Origin of the sequence: Arthrobacter sp. efr-133-TYG-120 (assembly GCF_030209785.1) — a bacterium.
In the GTDB taxonomy this organism is placed as follows: Bacteria; Actinomycetota; Actinomycetes; order Actinomycetales; family Micrococcaceae; genus Arthrobacter.
The window spans coordinates 63,520-77,924 of sequence record NZ_JARVRI010000017.1 but is presented as its reverse complement, the minus strand read 5'-3'; the positions used below and the strand labels follow the sequence as shown (position 1 = coordinate 77,924).

General features: G+C 63.6%; 16 protein-coding genes. 14 read left to right on the top strand and 2 right to left on the bottom strand.

Going from position 1 to position 14,405, the window contains the following annotated elements; genetic code table 11:
- The first annotated feature begins 3 nt into the window (after positions 1–3).
- The 3 genes from QRN51_RS11795 (at position 4) to QRN51_RS11785 (ending at position 2,411) form a co-directional block, all read left to right on the top strand.
- Positions 4–936 (top strand): type II secretion system F family protein, encoded by a 933-nt coding sequence (locus QRN51_RS11795; protein ID WP_284990033.1) that lies wholly within the window; start codon positions 4–6, stop codon positions 934–936.
- Between the two features lie 8 nt (positions 937–944).
- Positions 945–1,829 (top strand): type II secretion system F family protein, encoded by an 885-nt coding sequence (locus tag QRN51_RS11790; RefSeq protein WP_284990032.1) that lies wholly within the window; start codon positions 945–947, stop codon positions 1,827–1,829.
- A gap of 126 nt (positions 1,830–1,955) precedes the next feature.
- A complete protein-coding gene (locus QRN51_RS11785; RefSeq protein ID WP_284990031.1) occupies positions 1,956–2,411 on the top strand; it encodes an Hpt domain-containing protein in 456 nt (151 codons plus the stop codon).
- 11 nt (positions 2,412–2,422) lie between these two features.
- Here QRN51_RS11785 and QRN51_RS11780 read toward each other — a convergent pair whose 3' ends face one another.
- Positions 2,423–3,244 carry a response regulator transcription factor gene (locus tag QRN51_RS11780; protein WP_284990030.1) on the bottom strand — a complete coding sequence of 274 codons (822 nt, stop codon included), beginning with the start codon at positions 3,242–3,244 and terminating at the stop codon, positions 2,423–2,425.
- A 410-nt stretch (positions 3,245–3,654) separates the two neighbouring features.
- Here QRN51_RS11780 and QRN51_RS11775 point away from each other — a divergent pair, with 410 nt between their 5' ends.
- The 11 genes from QRN51_RS11775 to QRN51_RS11725 all read left to right on the top strand — a co-directional run bounded on the left by QRN51_RS11775 (position 3,655) and on the right by QRN51_RS11725 (position 12,751).
- On the top strand, positions 3,655–5,199 hold the full coding sequence (locus tag QRN51_RS11775) for a sensor histidine kinase (RefSeq protein ID WP_284990029.1): 1,545 nt from the start codon (positions 3,655–3,657) through the stop codon (positions 5,197–5,199).
- 241 nt (positions 5,200–5,440) lie between these two features.
- Entirely contained in the window at positions 5,441–5,833 is a 393-nt protein-coding gene (locus QRN51_RS11770) for a hypothetical protein (protein WP_284990028.1), read from the top strand.
- A gap of 513 nt (positions 5,834–6,346) precedes the next feature.
- Positions 6,347–7,342, top strand: coding sequence for a 1,2-phenylacetyl-CoA epoxidase subunit PaaA (paaA, locus tag QRN51_RS11765; protein WP_284990027.1), 996 nt, complete (start codon positions 6,347–6,349; stop codon positions 7,340–7,342).
- Positions 7,339–7,656 carry a 1,2-phenylacetyl-CoA epoxidase subunit PaaB gene (gene paaB / locus QRN51_RS11760; protein WP_284990026.1) on the top strand — a complete coding sequence of 106 codons (318 nt, stop codon included), beginning with the start codon at positions 7,339–7,341 and terminating at the stop codon, positions 7,654–7,656. Before paaA ends, paaB begins: the two co-directional genes overlap by 4 nt.
- On the top strand, positions 7,653–8,612 hold the full coding sequence (gene paaC, locus QRN51_RS11755) for a 1,2-phenylacetyl-CoA epoxidase subunit PaaC (protein ID WP_284990025.1): 960 nt from the start codon (positions 7,653–7,655) through the stop codon (positions 8,610–8,612). The genes paaB and paaC overlap by 4 nt, the downstream gene beginning before the upstream one ends.
- Positions 8,613–8,620: 8 nt before the next feature.
- Complete coding sequence (gene paaD, locus QRN51_RS11750) at positions 8,621–9,175, top strand: 1,2-phenylacetyl-CoA epoxidase subunit PaaD (protein ID WP_059389572.1); 555 nt, start codon at positions 8,621–8,623, stop codon at positions 9,173–9,175.
- A 10-nt stretch (positions 9,176–9,185) separates the two neighbouring features.
- Complete coding sequence (gene paaE / locus QRN51_RS11745) at positions 9,186–10,421, top strand: 1,2-phenylacetyl-CoA epoxidase subunit PaaE (RefSeq protein ID WP_284990024.1); 1,236 nt, start codon at positions 9,186–9,188, stop codon at positions 10,419–10,421.
- A gap of 11 nt (positions 10,422–10,432) precedes the next feature.
- On the top strand, positions 10,433–11,212 hold the full coding sequence (locus QRN51_RS11740) for an enoyl-CoA hydratase/isomerase family protein (protein ID WP_284990023.1): 780 nt from the start codon (positions 10,433–10,435) through the stop codon (positions 11,210–11,212).
- Positions 11,213–11,250: 38 nt separating this feature from the next.
- Complete coding sequence (locus QRN51_RS11735; RefSeq protein ID WP_284990022.1) at positions 11,251–11,574, top strand: PadR family transcriptional regulator; 324 nt, start codon at positions 11,251–11,253, stop codon at positions 11,572–11,574.
- Positions 11,571–12,353: a permease prefix domain 1-containing protein gene (locus QRN51_RS11730; protein ID WP_284990021.1), complete on the top strand. Its 783-nt coding sequence runs from the start codon at positions 11,571–11,573 to the stop codon at positions 12,351–12,353. The genes QRN51_RS11735 and QRN51_RS11730 overlap by 4 nt, the downstream gene beginning before the upstream one ends.
- Positions 12,354–12,529: 176 nt before the next feature.
- Positions 12,530–12,751, top strand: a complete 222-nt coding sequence (locus tag QRN51_RS11725) for a hypothetical protein (protein WP_284990020.1) — start codon at positions 12,530–12,532, stop codon at positions 12,749–12,751.
- Positions 12,752–12,806: 55 nt separating this feature from the next.
- Here the strand turns inward: QRN51_RS11725 and QRN51_RS11720 are convergent, their stop codons facing one another.
- Complete coding sequence (locus QRN51_RS11720) at positions 12,807–14,303, bottom strand: HNH endonuclease (protein WP_284990019.1); 1,497 nt, start codon at positions 14,301–14,303, stop codon at positions 12,807–12,809.
- Positions 14,304–14,405 lie beyond the last annotated feature (102 nt).

Sequence of the window (14,405 nt, the reverse complement as noted above, 5' to 3'; positions counted from 1 at the left end):
AACATGGTGCTCATGATCGGAATGGCCTTGATGCTTTCAGCCATCCTGTTTTTCGGGGTGGCTGTGATTTTGCCGAAAACCCCGGAAGTTCCGTTCGATAGGAGGCGTCCGTATCACGAAGGCTCGGGGTCCCAGCTGACGCGGTTTGCAGGTTCTGCCACCGAGGTACTTCACGGGGTTCTGGCCAGGCGCAACGTGCGGCTCTTCAATCGTGAAGAACTGGAGAATGCCGGACTGCGGATGAGCCAGGCGGATTTCTTCATCCTTGTGATTGCGGGTGCACTCGTGGGTGCCTTGATCGGGCTGGTGATCGGGGGCCCGTGGGTGGCCATCCTATTCTTCATCCCGGCACCCTTCGTTGCCCGGCTCATCCTCGGTTCCCTGGCTGGCAAAAGGCGCGGGAAATTCGACGCTCAGCTTGGCGACACCCTCCAACTACTGTCCGGCGGCTTGAGGGCCGGACACAGCATCCTCCGCGCCATCGACGCTGCGGCCAATGAATCGGCCAGCCCGACTGCAGAGGAAATGCGCCGGATCATCACCGAGACAAGCCTTGGCCGCGATCTCCAGGCCTCGCTCAACGACGCAGCGGAGCGAATGCGGAGCGAGGACTTTGTGTGGATCGCGCAGGCCATCCAAATCAACCGCGAGGTGGGTGGAAACCTCGCGGAGGTCTTGGACCAAGTCAACGAGACCATACGTGAACGCAGCGAGATCAAGGGACATATCAAATCCTTGGCCGCGGAGGGAAAGTTCTCCGGATACATCCTGATGGCGCTTCCGTTCGGCATCGTGACCATGCTTATGGTTGTCAACCCCGGCTACATGGACGTGATGTTCTCCAATCCGCTCGGCTGGGGAATGATAGCGGGTTCAGCCATCCTGATGACCATTGGCGGTCTCTGGATGCGCAAGATCATCGACTTGAAATTTTGAGGTGACGCGTGAATCCCTCTCTCCTCCTCTCACTGCTGTTGGTTCCCCTGCCTGTCGCCTACCTGGCTTGGTCGTTCCTGTCGGTTGACCGCAAAACCCAGCGCGCCGTCCAGGAGCTTTTGACGCAGGGTCAAAGTGTTGCCGAGGCCGGTCCACAAAATCGTGGCGGCGCACTCGAGTACATTGGTTACCGCCTGACGCCTGGAAGCTACGTCCAGAAGCTGGATCGGCTGATCGCGCTGGCTGGCCGCCCGCCGTCGCTCCCTTTGGGACGCGTCCTCGCGGCTAAGCCCTTCCTTGGATTATGCGGAGCGCTCTTGGGCCTATTCATCAGTGCCAACAGCTCGAGTGGGATCATCAAGCTCGTAGGGATTTTTGTTGTATTGCTTGGTTACTTCATTCCGGATCTTTTGCTCTACAGCAAAGGACAAGAGCGTCAAAAAGCCTTGCAATTGGAACTCGCAAATACCATGGACCAAATGCTGATATCGGTCGAGGCGGGCCTAGGTTTCGAAGGAGCATTGGCCCGCGCCGGGGAAAACGGGAAGGGGCCGCTGGCTGAGGAGTTGGTGCGGACACTGCAGGACATGCAAGTTGGACGGAGCCGCCGCGAGTCCTATCTGGCACTGGCCGAGCGTACCAACGTTCCTGAGCTCCGAAGCTTCGTGCAGGCCGTAATCCAGGCGGACACATACGGTATTGCGATCAGCCGGGTCCTGCGGGTCCAGGCAAAGGTGATGCGGGTGAAGCGCCGCCAACGCGCCGAAGAAAAGGCAATGAAGCTTCCGGTCATGATCCTCTTCCCTCTTCTGTTCTTCATCTTCCCGGTGCTGTTCATTGCGATCCTGGGTCCGGCCGTCATCAACACCATAACCACGTTCAGCGGAGGCTGAGCGCAATATCACATTCTCCGAATTGTTAGACCGGATGAAAGGGGTCTAAATCAAGAAAGGCCTAAGATTTCCTTAAGATAGCCATAAGTTCGGTTTTTCCGGAAATTCAGAAAGTAGCATTGGGCTATGTTCAGTTCAGGTTCCAGCGAGGTCAACGAGGATTCAGATCCGAGCCATCCCGGCTCAGTCGACGACTCTACTGGGCTGCCCATCGTCCCGCTGGCCGAACATCCCATACTGGATCTCGCGGAATTCCAACTCCTGGAAGACCAAGTGGACAATCCGCTGATCGCACGCACGTTTGCCGGCGACTTCGCAAAACTCTGGGTTAAGCGATACGAAATCCTGGCTACCGCCGTCGAGCGCGGCGACGTGGCCGCGGCCCTGAACGCGGTCCTAAGCCTCCGAACCTCGTCAATTATGGTTGGCGGTGTTCGCCTCGCGGTGCTTGCAGCGCAACTGGAGGAACGCATTCGAAAAAGTGAATTGCGGGAGGCTCGGCCCCTCCTCAAGGAAGTTGCGGAATGCGGGCATCTGACGGTCCAGGAACTAAAGGACAGCTACGTACTCCGGAACGATTGACCTTCGCCGGCTCAATCTGACCTTTTCGGTGTCAGGCGATACCCGACTCCCCGGACGGTCTGTAGAAATCGCGGCGATTGTGGATCTTCACGGAGCTTTCGGCGGAGGTTGCCGATGTGGGTCTCAACAGCCCGTTCGTCGGCGTCGCTGATGTACGCATCGTCGTCGTAGTAGTCTCCGCGGGCCGCCCTCACAAGGTCAGCGCGCGTCCGCACCTCGCCCTTGGCCCGAATCAGGTCGTAGAGAAGATCGAACTCGCTTCGTGTCAGGGTCAGGACTGAACCTTGAAGCGTCACCATGCGTGACTTGTAGTTCAGGGCCAAGCCGTTGTGCCGAATCACCGCTCCGTCTGGCCCTCCGGTCCCGGCCGAACCACCGCCGCCGGCCGCACCGCCGTCGGGCACGTAACCCACGCGACCTTCCTCCGGCAACGCAAGCCTGCCCTCCGCAAGCCTGCCCTCCGCGCGAGGCCGCCGCATCATGGCGGTGACTCTGGCCCTCAATTCACGGGGCAAGAACGGTTTCTTGACGTAGTCGTCCGCGCCGGTCAGGAATGCCGTCAACGTGTCCGGCTCGTCGCGCCTGGCCGTCAGCATCACGACATATGCGTCGCTGAATTGCCGAATCCGACGCAGGACCTCGTGGCCGTCCATATCCGGAAGCCCGACGTCGAGTGTCACCACCGAGGCGTGGTGGTCCCGTACGACCTCCACCCCTTCGCGTCCGGTGGCGGCAGAATGCACCACAAATCCAGCTTCTTTGAGGATGGCGTCAACCAGATTTCGTACATCTTCGTCATCCTCAATGACTACAGCTACCCCAGGCTCGCTCATTGGACATCCTTGTGGGTGCACATCGCCGCACAGCCCAGCGCAATGCGGTAAATGCCACCCAAATACTCACGATACAAGCATTGAAGCCATCTGGCATCTAATATGTGGATTAAGCGCTGCTCCGAACTTCCAGTTGGATCGTTCGGGGCGTCGTATTGTGGTTCCTTGGGGGGAAAAGTGGGCTCTGCGCGGTTCCTTCGGGAATCGCGTGGAGCAGTAATTGGTTCGCGAATCTCCAACGAAGGGTCTCGACTTTGAGTGAGCAGCCATTTTTCCGCGCGGCCGCCCGTTTCTTCAGGAAACTCACGCCTCGCGCCCGCCTGGCTGTCTGTGAATTGCCGCTAACGCTTATCATCGCGGGCTTGGCGATCGCAGCCCCAACCCTTTGGCCAGGCTTAATCCAAAATTGGTTGTTCGTCACCGGAGTCGTCCTCCACGGCATCCTGTTCCTGGGCTGTCTGCTGGTTCCCTGGGAGAGATTGTCGCCAAGCGCGGGCCTGGCAATCCCTATTTTGGATTTTGTTGCCCTGTGGTTCACTCGAAACGGCGCCTTCAGCGCGGTACCGGGCCTCATCACGTTGGCTATCTTTCCCGTGATCTGGTTGTCTGCCTCGGGCATGCTTTCCAGGACAAGCCTGATCCTCAGCTTTGTGGGTCCTTTCCTCATCGCGATTCCGCCGGTCATTTCGCACATGCCCCGTCCTACGTCGTCAGACATTTCTTCAGTACTGCTTTTGCCCCTCATGATGTTTGCAATGGCAGTCTCCATTCGTCTGGCCGGCTCAAATGCCCGTCTGCAGCAACGGCGGGTAAGCCAGCGGGATCAGGCCCTGCGGCAATTGTTGGCCGCGAGCAGGGAGCGGGAAACGCTGTTCAAGACAATCCTGGACACGATCGACGTCGGAATTGTCGCCGTCGATTCGAAGGGCGAAACACTCCTGATCAACAACCAACAAAATGCATTCATAAAGATGGCAATGCCCGCGGAAGGCTCGCGGGGACCCGGGGAACAAGACTGGCTGGTTTTCGGCCAGGACCGGCGGACGCCAGTCCCACTTGAAAAGGGCCCTGTTCGGAGGGCCGTTCAAGGGGAAACATATTCCGACTATCTGCTGTGGTTCGGCGCCGGTACCGGCCAACGGGCCATCTCAACCGCCGCGCGGGGTATGAAAAGCGAGCTCGACGACGGGTTTGGTGGTGCGGTGATCGTTTTCAAGGATGTGACGGATGTTGTCGATGCCCTCGCCGCCAAGGACGAACTGGTTGCCAACGTTTCGCACGAATTCGGTTCGCCGCTGACATCGATCCTGGGCAATATCGATCTTGTGCTCCGCGGCGACCAGGAGCTCCAACCAGCAACAAGGCTTGGCTTGGAAGTTGCGGAGCGGAATGCCGAGCGGCTCCGAGCCTTGGTGGAGGACCTGCTCTCGTCAGCCGCGGCAGTAGAGAGCGTGCACCTGCGGCGCACGGATTTGGCAGGGTTGGTCGAAAACAGCCTGGTTTCTGCTCGGGCGCAGGCCGACGCCGCGCACGTGGGACTCGTCGCTGACGTTCCGGCACCCCTGTGGGCGAACGCCGACCCCTTGAGGCTGGGCCAGGCCTTGGACAATCTGGTATCCAACGCGATCAAGTATTCACCCGGTGGCGGACTCGTGACCATCAGGGCCGAGCGGAACGACGGTTGGGTCCAGCTCGAAGTGAAGGACACGGGAATGGGCATGACCACCGACGAGTCGGCCAGGATTTTCACCCGGTTCTTCAGGACAAATGCTGCCCGTCAAGCCGCGATACCCGGCGTCGGCCTCGGGCTGTCCATTACCAAGTCCATCGTGGAACGCCACGGAGGCAGCATCTCCTGCAGCAGCGAACCCGGTAGTGGAAGCACCTTCACAGTGGCGCTGCCGGCTGGCCAACCCCAGGAACCGTCACAGGCCGGCGCGCCCGCACTGTATTAGGCCGGGACTGTAGTGGGTCCGTTCCCGGACCGGGTAACTGCACGCGCCGGCAAGTAGTCAGCCGCGCAAAGTAGAGTACCCACTACTCGTGACCGGCCCCGGAGCCGCCAGATTGAATGGAACCCAGTTGGTCTCAATGCAGTTCCTGGTCTCTGGGGGTTATCCGTATGTGTGTTTCCTGCAATCCTGTTGTGTCCTTTCCGCGTCCCATGGTGAGGGGGGCAGTCCGTTGAGCGCGGGGATGGAATCCGCTTCCATGTTCGCCGGTTCGCTGCCCGGGCTCATTTTGATGGACCTGGGCCAGGCAATGGTGGTGGTTTGCGTGTGTTTCGACATGGTCCGTGCCATGTCCGTGCCACGGTCGCATCGGCGCTATGTCGCGAACACCATCTTCAAGACCCTGGCAGTGCCGTCGATTCTCGTCATGGGCGTCAGTGTGCTGGCCAAGGCGATCCAATGGAATTGGGCCGACGTGGCAATGGGCGTTTTCGTGATTGTGATGATCATCTTCCGCTGGCACCAAGACAAGGACGAGGACAGCTGGTGGAAAGGCAAAGGCAAGAAGCTGGCCCGCTGGGCGCGGAAGCAACTGACACCGCGACCCGCCTTGATCCCGGCCTCGGCCGCGGCCTAAGCGCCCACCCCTCCCGACGCTCGCTCACCTTTGGGGTGTTTTCCGGCGACCCTCGCTCAGATGATCTGAGCGAGGGTCGCCGCATTTGGCCATATATGTGAGCGGGCGTCAGGGGAAAGGGCCATATATCTGAGCGAGCGTCGCTGTCGGTGTGCCGGGAAAGGTCCGTTAGTGCCCGACGGCGGCAGTCCCGTTGCGCTGTCGTCCCGCCTTTGCGCCGTGCTCACCCCAGACGCTCGCTCACCTTTGGGGTGTTTTCCGCCGACGCTCGCTCAGATGATCTGAGCGAGCGTTCCGGCATTTGGCCATATATGTGAGCGGGCGTCGGGGGAGAGGGGCGTATATGTGAGCGGGCGTCGGGGGAGAGGGCCATATATGTGAGCGGGCGTTCTGTTGCTCTGCCCCGCCCCGCCCGGCCTGCTCCACCTGTTGCGTGTAGTGATGCAACGCTTGACGCATCTCGCGCCTTCCGCATATTCTGAACGAACGGTCGGTAAATATTTAGGAGCAACCATGGCATCGCAGAATCTGCAGTCTGTGCCCGCTGAGCTGTCCCCCGAAGAGCTTGAGCGGGAACGGGCCGGTCAGGCGTATTTTGACCGCATCATCTCTGAGGATTCGCGCATCGAACCCCGCGACTGGATGCCGGAGGCCTACCGCAAGACCCTGCTCCGCCAGATCTCGCAGCACGCGCACTCGGAGATCATCGGCATGCAGCCGGAAGCCAACTGGATCACCAGGGCTCCGAGCCTCAAGCGCAAGGCCATCCTCATGGCCAAGGTGCAGGACGAGGCAGGCCACGGGCTGTACCTCTACTCGGCCGCGGAAACCCTCGGCCAGAGCAGGGACAAGATGACCAGCGACTTGATCGCCGGCAAGGCACGGTACTCATCCATCTTCAACTACCCAGCGATTTCCTGGGCGGACATGGGTGCGATTGGCTGGCTCGTCGACGGTGCCGCGATCTGCAACCAGGTTCCCCTGTGCCGCGCTTCCTACGGACCCTACGGACGCGCAATGGTGCGCATCTGCAAGGAAGAGTCGTTCCACCAGCGCCAGGGTTTCGAGATCCTCCTTGAACTGTCCAACGGCACGCCCGCCCAGAAGGCGATGGCCCAGGACGCCGTCAACCGCTGGTACGCGCCGGCGCTGATGATGTTCGGCCCGCCCGACGACGATTCCCCCAACTCCAAGCAGTCCATGGCCTGGAACATCAAGCGGTTCAGCAACGACGAGCTCCGCAGCCGCTTCGTCGGCATGATGGTGGAGCAGGTCAAGGTCCTGGGCCTCACGCTCCCGGACAAGGACATCCGTTTCAACGAAGAAACCAAGAAATGGGAGCACGGGCCCCTGGACTGGAACGAGTTCAAAGACGTTCTCGCCGGCAAGGGTCCCTGCAACGCGCAGCGGCTTGAGCGCCGCCGCGAAGCGCACGACGACGGCGCCTGGGTCCGCGAAGCCGCCGCCGAATACGCGCGCAAGCAAGCAGAAAAGGAAGACGCAGCATGACCACCCCAGCCCACGAGACCAACGAACCCCACGAGACCCCCTGGAGCCTCTGGGAAGTCTTCGTCCGCTCCAGCCGCGGCCTGTCCCACGTCCACGCCGGCTCCTTGCACGCTCCTGACGCGGCGATGGCGCTGCGCAACGCCCGCGATCTGTACACGCGCCGCAACGAAGGCGTGTCCATCTGGGTGGTTCCGGCCGATGCTATTTCCTCGAGCGACCCGGATTCCAAGGGTTCCTTCTTCGAATCCCCGCAGGGCAAGGACTACCGCCACGCGACGTATTACACCAAGAGCGAAGGCGTGAAGCACCTGTGACCGCCCCCGCAAACGAAAACGAAAACAACCCGGACTTCGCCATCGAGGGCCACGGCGATATTTCCGTCGGAGTCAAAGGCGCGGGTGCCTCCGGAGACGGTTCGGCAAGCGCTACGCGCATCACGCCCGGGAACGCCCTGCGCCCCGAGGACATCGCCCTCGAAATCCGCAAGGGACAAGTCAAGCCAAGCGAAGACGTCGCGGAATACGCCCTGCGCATCGGCGACGACGGCCTGATCCTGGCCCAGCGCCTGGGTCACTGGATCTCCCGCGCACCCGAGCTCGAGGAAGACGTCGCCCTGGGCAACATCGCGCTCGACCAGCTCGGCCACGCCCGTTCCTTCCTCACCTACGCCGGAGCGGCGTGGGACAAGTCCGAGGACGATCTGGCGTACTTCCGCCGGGAGCACGAGTTCCGTTCCGCCCACCTCTTCGAGCAGCCCAACGGGGACTTCGCCGTCACCATCGCCCGGCAGTTCATCGTGAGCTACTACCAGTTCGAGCTCTACAAACGGCTAACCGGCTCGAGCGACAAAACCATCGCGGCCATCGCGGCGAAGGCCCTCAAAGAGGTCGACTACCACCGCGACCACAGCGCCCAGTGGGTCCTCAGGCTTGCCGGAGGCACGGAAGAATCCCGCCGTCGCATTGTCCAGGCTTTCAAGCTCGTCTGGCCGTATGTGGAAGAACTCTTCGAAGACGACGAGCTCACGGCCCGCCTCGCGGAAAGCGGAGCAGGAGTGCAGCCCTCCAGCCTCCGCGCGGACTTCGACCGGCTCACGGGCGAGATCCTGGGCGGAGCCGGCCTCGACGCCGCTTCGGGGGGCGAACTCGGTCTCGAACGCATTCCGCAGGCTTCAGGTGGCGGCCGCCAAGGTAAGCATTCCGAGCACTTGGGCTACCTGCTCGCCGAGATGCAGGTGCTTGCCCGCGAACATCCCGGTGCAAGCTGGTGACGGTGGACATGTTCGTTCATGACACCAGCGCCAGGACCGCGCAGGTCAAGACTCAGCAAACCGCCGAGCAGAAGGCCTGGGGGATTGCCGCCACGGTCTGCGATCCGGAGATTCCCGTCCTCACCATTGAGGATTTGGGGATCCTCCGGAACGTCCAACTGTTCGACGACGGCGGGCTGGTCCCCGCGGTCCAGGTCACCATTACGCCGACCTACTCGGGCTGCCCCGCGATGGACGCCATCCGCGACGACCTCAAGACCGCGTTCCACAAAGAGGGCTACCCGAGCGTCTACGTCGAGCTCGTCCTGGCCCCGGCATGGACCACGGACTGGATGACCGAGCACGGCAAGGCCAAGCTGCAGGAATACGGCATCGCCCCTCCGAGTGGCAGGGCGGCCGCCGGCGGCCACTCAGGCCCGGTAAGGCTCCAGCTCGCCGTGAAATGCCCGCAGTGTTCTTCGCTGAACACCAAGGAACTCACCCGCTTTGGTTCCACGTCCTGCAAGGCGCTCTTCGTCTGCCAGGACTGCAAGGAACCGTTCGACTACTTCAAAGTCCTGTAAGGAATCCGACATGCCCGTTGTCCGCCAGACCGCAGCCGAACAAGCGCAGGCCACCGGCCGCCGTCGTGCGTCTTTTCATTCCCTCAGCGTTTCGGAAGTCCGCCGCCTGACTGACGACGCCATCGAGGTCACGTTCGATGTCCCGGCTGAGCTCGCCGGCCAGTATGACTACCTTCCCGGCCAGTACGTGGCCCTGCGGACCACGCTTCCTGACGAGAGCGGGGAGCCGCGCGAGGTCCGCCGCAGCTACTCCATCTGCGCAGAGCCGCGCAGCTTCGCGGACGGCAGCAGCGAGATCCGCGTGGCCATCAAGAAGGACCTGGGCGGCATCTTCTCCACATGGGCGAACGCGGAGCTCAGGGCCGGCGACACCCTGGACGTCATGAGCCCCATGGGCGCGTTCATTTCCAAGCATGGCAAGGACGGCAAGACGGTCCAGCAGAATGTCATGAACTCGATGAACAATCCGGAGAACATGGCAGGGGAGTTCGGCGACGCCGGTTCGTTCGTGGCCATCGCCGCCGGCTCGGGCATCACCCCGGTGATCGCGATCGCCCGCACGCTGCTGGCCGCGAACCCGGGCACGCGCTTCGACCTGATCTACGCCAACAAGGCCGCCATGGACGTCATGTTCCTCGAGGAATTGGCGGACTTGAAGGACAAGTACCCGTCGCGATTGGCGCTGCACCATGTGTTGTCGCGCGAACAGCGGATCGCCCCGCTCATGACGGGCCGTATCGACGCCGAGAAGCTCCAGCAGCTGCTGGGCACGGCCATCCACGCGCAGGATGTGGACGAATGGTTCCTGTGCGGTCCGTTCGAACTGGTCCAGCTGTGCCGGGATACCCTCGCTGCCCGTGGCGTGGAGCCTGAACACGTCCGCTTTGAGCTCTTCACCACCGGTCGCCCGGACCGCCCAGAGGGCAACGCCGGCCGGCCCGTTGTGGAGGACGAGTCGAAGGACACCTTCAAGATCACCTTCAAGCTGGATGGTTTGACGGGCGATGTCGCCAGCCCCACCCACGCGCGGGAATCCATCCTCAACGCGGCTTTGCGCGTCCGCCCGGACGTCCCCTTCGCATGCGCCGGTGGCGTGTGTGGCACGTGCCGCGCCAAACTGGTCTCCGGGACGGTCAGCATGGACGAGAACTACGCCTTGGAGCAGGATGAGTTGGACAAGGGCTACGTGCTGACGTGCCAGTCCCACCCCACGAGTGAATCCGTCACGGTCGATTTCGACGTCTAAGGAATATACGAATGATCGAGCTCTCCATCGCCAACGGCATCGCCGAAATTGTCCTCAATGCCCCTGAAAAGCTGAACTCGCTGGACGAGGCGGCGCTCGCGGAACTGGATAGAGCGTACGACGACGCCGCTGCCGCCGCCTCCCGCGGGATGGTGCGGGCGCTGCTCCTCCGCGGAGAGGGCCGCGCATTTTGCGCGGGACGCGACATTGCGGGGGTGACGCCCGAGAGCGACGACGCGAAGGCGTACTTGAACGGGCTCGTGGAGCCGCTGCTCAAGAAGATGGCAGCCTTCCCCGCCCCGACCTTCGCGGCAGCGCACGGCGCGTGCCTCGGCGTCGGGCTCGGCCTGTTGCTCGCTACCGATGTGGTGTACGTGGCGGAGAACGCGAAGTTCGGTTCGCCGTTCGCCAAACTGGGTGCCACTCTGGACTCGGGCGGGCACTGGTACTTCACCGAGCGCCTGGGCATGCACCGGACCTTGGACCTCATCTACACCGCGGACCTGATCAGCGGCGCCGAGGCCGTGGCGCAGGGCATGTTCAGCCGGGTCATGCCGGACGACGCCTTGCTGGAGGCCACGCGGATCATCGTGGAGCGGGTCGCGGCGGGTGCCACCGGTGCGTTCACAGCCAGCAAGGAGCTCGTGGCCCATATCCGCGATCAGCGCCTTGGCCTGTGGGCCGCGATGTCCGAAGAGAACGACGAACAGGCGCGACTCTGCAAGACCGAGGATTACGCCGAAGGTTTCCGGGCGTTCCAGGAGAAGCGGGCACCGGTCTTCAAGGGGTAGCTTGTCAGCATCCCGTCCCATACCTAGACTCTCTAGGTATGGGACGAAGTTCAGTGAACGGACAGCTTGACCTGCTGCTGCTCAGCTCGCTCGGAGCGGGCGAGGCGCACGGCTACGCGCTCATCGCGCGCATTCACGAGCGCAGCGGCGCGCGGATTGAGCTTCAGGAGGGCTCGGTCTACCCCGCGCTGCACAAGCTCGAGGCGGCGGGGTGCGTCGCGAGCCGCTGGGCGGACGACGACGGCGGCCGCCGTCGCGTCTATGCGCTCACCGGGGCCGGACAGGCCGAGCTTTCCCGCAAGGTGGAGGAGTGGAAAGGCTTCACTGCGGCGGTGCGGGGCGTTCTTGGAGCGGCGTCGTGAACGCGGGGAACGGCGCCGGGGCCGAAGAGGGGCCCATCGACGCATACCTCGACGAGCTGTTCGTAGCTGCGCGCGACGGCGATCCCGCTGCCGCTCGCAGGCTCCTCGCTGAAACCGAGGCGCATTTGCGCGAATGCGCCGCCCGGCTCCGTGCGCAAGGCTTGGACCCGGTGGACGCCGAACGCGAGGCCGTCAAGCGCTTCGGCCCGGTCAGCACCGTGACGCCGGTCCTGCGCCCGTCACTTCGAGATGTTGCCCGGCTGCCGTTGCGGGCGTTCGTGCGGCCCTTGGTTGGCCTTGCGGCTGTGGGCGCGATCGCCGTCGGCGTGAGCGGCGTCGTATCGGAGCTGTTCGGCCGGATCTGGGGCGCGGGCTTCGTGGCCGGCGACCTCCCCGGCGTCGCCTACACGGCCGCAAGATGCGCGGTTCTGCAGGCACCTTACGCTGGCCTCGACTGTGCCCAGGCCGCTGCCGAGCACCATTGGGGCGAGGTGGTCGAATATCGGGTGGTCCTCGGGGTGCTGGGCCTTGTTCTCCTGCTCGTATGGCGGCTCCTTCCGCGCGACGCCGCGCTCCCGGCAGGCCTCGCGCCGTCGCTCGCGGCCGCGGCTTTTCTGCTCGCCGCCGCGGCGACCGGCGTCCTGGCCCTTAACGCCGCCGTCCAAGGCTGGCAAGGCACGGGCGCGTGGCTGAGCGCCGTCGTCGTCGCCTTGCCGCTCGCCGTCGTGTTCGCGGTAGCCGCCCTGCGCCGGATGCGCATGAAGCCCGTGGGTTCCTAAGGCCGCATGATGGCGGGGTTTGATGATGCCTGGGCGCGGCAGCCGTTGTAGGCACGGGCCGGTGGATTGCCGCCTCCGATGCCGAGTCCCTGGTCCACGACGCCGCAGCCCTCTCCGCGGGACGGTCCACCTTCCTGGCGGATATCTTTGGCACCGGGCTTTTGACGCTTGAGGGCATGGCACCACTGGTGGCCGCCCGCAGGAGTGCCGGACGCCCGCTACCTTTCTGTACAGATTCCCCCGGCGCACTCTTCCGGGCTGGCGGATGGAGGAACGCCGTGGTGGTCCAGGCCGGACAGCCCGCAGCAAACTTCGGCCGGCTAACCCGGACCCCGGAAGCCAGGGACGCCGGGCAGCAAAGCAATCTCCGCACCCATTTGGTGACCGCGGCCCTTTGAGGACGCCGCCGAACGCCGGGACACAACGGTGGCGTTGCTCAAGCGACCTGGAGTGTCAAGCGACCTGGAGTTGCGTGAGATGGGCGTATCTCAGCGCCTTGGCTTGGTGGCGGAGTTTGCGCCGGCGTCTGGAATGCGACGGCGCGGTGTCGGGTGGGCCGGTTCCTAGTGGATTGCTGCCTGGCAGCGGCGGGGCTGTTGATTGGTAGTGGTGTCCGGTAGGGGTGCGGATGTCGAGGACGTGCCGTGTCCCGGGTCTGGTTTTTGCTGGGCTGGTTTGTGCTGTCCAGCCGTTGAGTTCTTTGGTGTGGTTGCAGGCTTCGCACAGGCCCGCCCCGTTGGCGAGGGTGGTGGGGCCGTTGTCGTGCCAGGGGATGATGTGGTCGAAGTGCCTGATGGGTGCGTCGCAGTATGGGGTGCGGCAGGTGTCGTCGCGGGCCTGGATGAAGCGCCGCATCCCGGGCGGGAAAAGCCGCGACCGGGAATCGACGGCGACGAGTTCTCCGGTTCCCGGAGCGGTGAAGAGGCGCCGGAGCCAGAACTTGAGTTCTTGCCCGCCCTCAGACTCGCCAGGACCGGCGCCAGGTTTGGTGTTCCCGCTGCTGCCGCTGAGGAGGTTCCGTGCCCAACCTGCGGGGACGATGCCGTAGCCGGGGAGCCGGGCGGGTTCGCTGTCGCGCTGGAAGAGGGTGCGGTCGGTCATGACGAGTTGGATGGCCACTCCGGTGATCCCGCCGGGGGTGCCGGTGGTGCGTTCGACCAGGGCATCGGCCATGATTTGCCCGCGGCTGCGGGTGTCTCCGCCGGAGCGGAGCGAGTCTGCATGCCGGGACAGGGCCGCGTGCACGGCCACGCCCTGGGCGACGGGAAGCAGGGCGGTCAGGTAGGTCATGGTGTCCGGGGCCGGGCGCAAGCTCACGTGCCGCTCCGCCGCGGCGTGGCTGGCGCGTTGCGTCACCGACCGGGGGTCCCGCCGGTAGGCGGCGGCCCGTGCGGCGGAGATGATGGTCTTGTCTCCGGCGCCGTCGAAGGTCCCTGTGTCGGCGGCCAGTTCCTCATCCACCGCGCAGCGGTCTTCGGCGCTCAGGCAGGCTGTTTCCTTCACCAACAGGGTGGCGCGCCATTCGTTCAGCTGCCCGGTGTCCAGGGCGGCGAGGGTGCGCGGCATTTCGCTCACGAGGGCTTTCGCCAGGCCCAGCAATCGGGGTCCTTTGGCGGGGGATTCCCGCCGGGCCAAGGCAATCTGGGCTGCGACGCCGCGGCCGCGCTCGTCGGCGGGGACGCCCAGGTTCGTCTCGGCGCTGCGCTGGGCCGCATCGAAGGAGACGGCAATCCGGGCTTGCGCAGCGGCGGCCGCGGACTTCAGATCCTCCAGGGCACGCAACTGGTCGATCAGCTCGGCGCGGCCATCGGGTACCGTGCCGTTCGGGAGGGCTGGCCGGAACGAGGTCAGGGCATCGATCACGTCCCGTACCCAGGCACCTGACAATGGAGCCGCGCCGCCGACTGGCGAGCCCGTCTCCATCAGCTGTGTTCCCCGAATCCCTTCCATAACCAAAGCATTCCAGGGGGGTCTGACAATTTAGGGCCCAGGAAACCGCTTCCTCACCGAAAACCAGGAAAATTAGTAAAACTTTTTCGGGACCGCAGATGT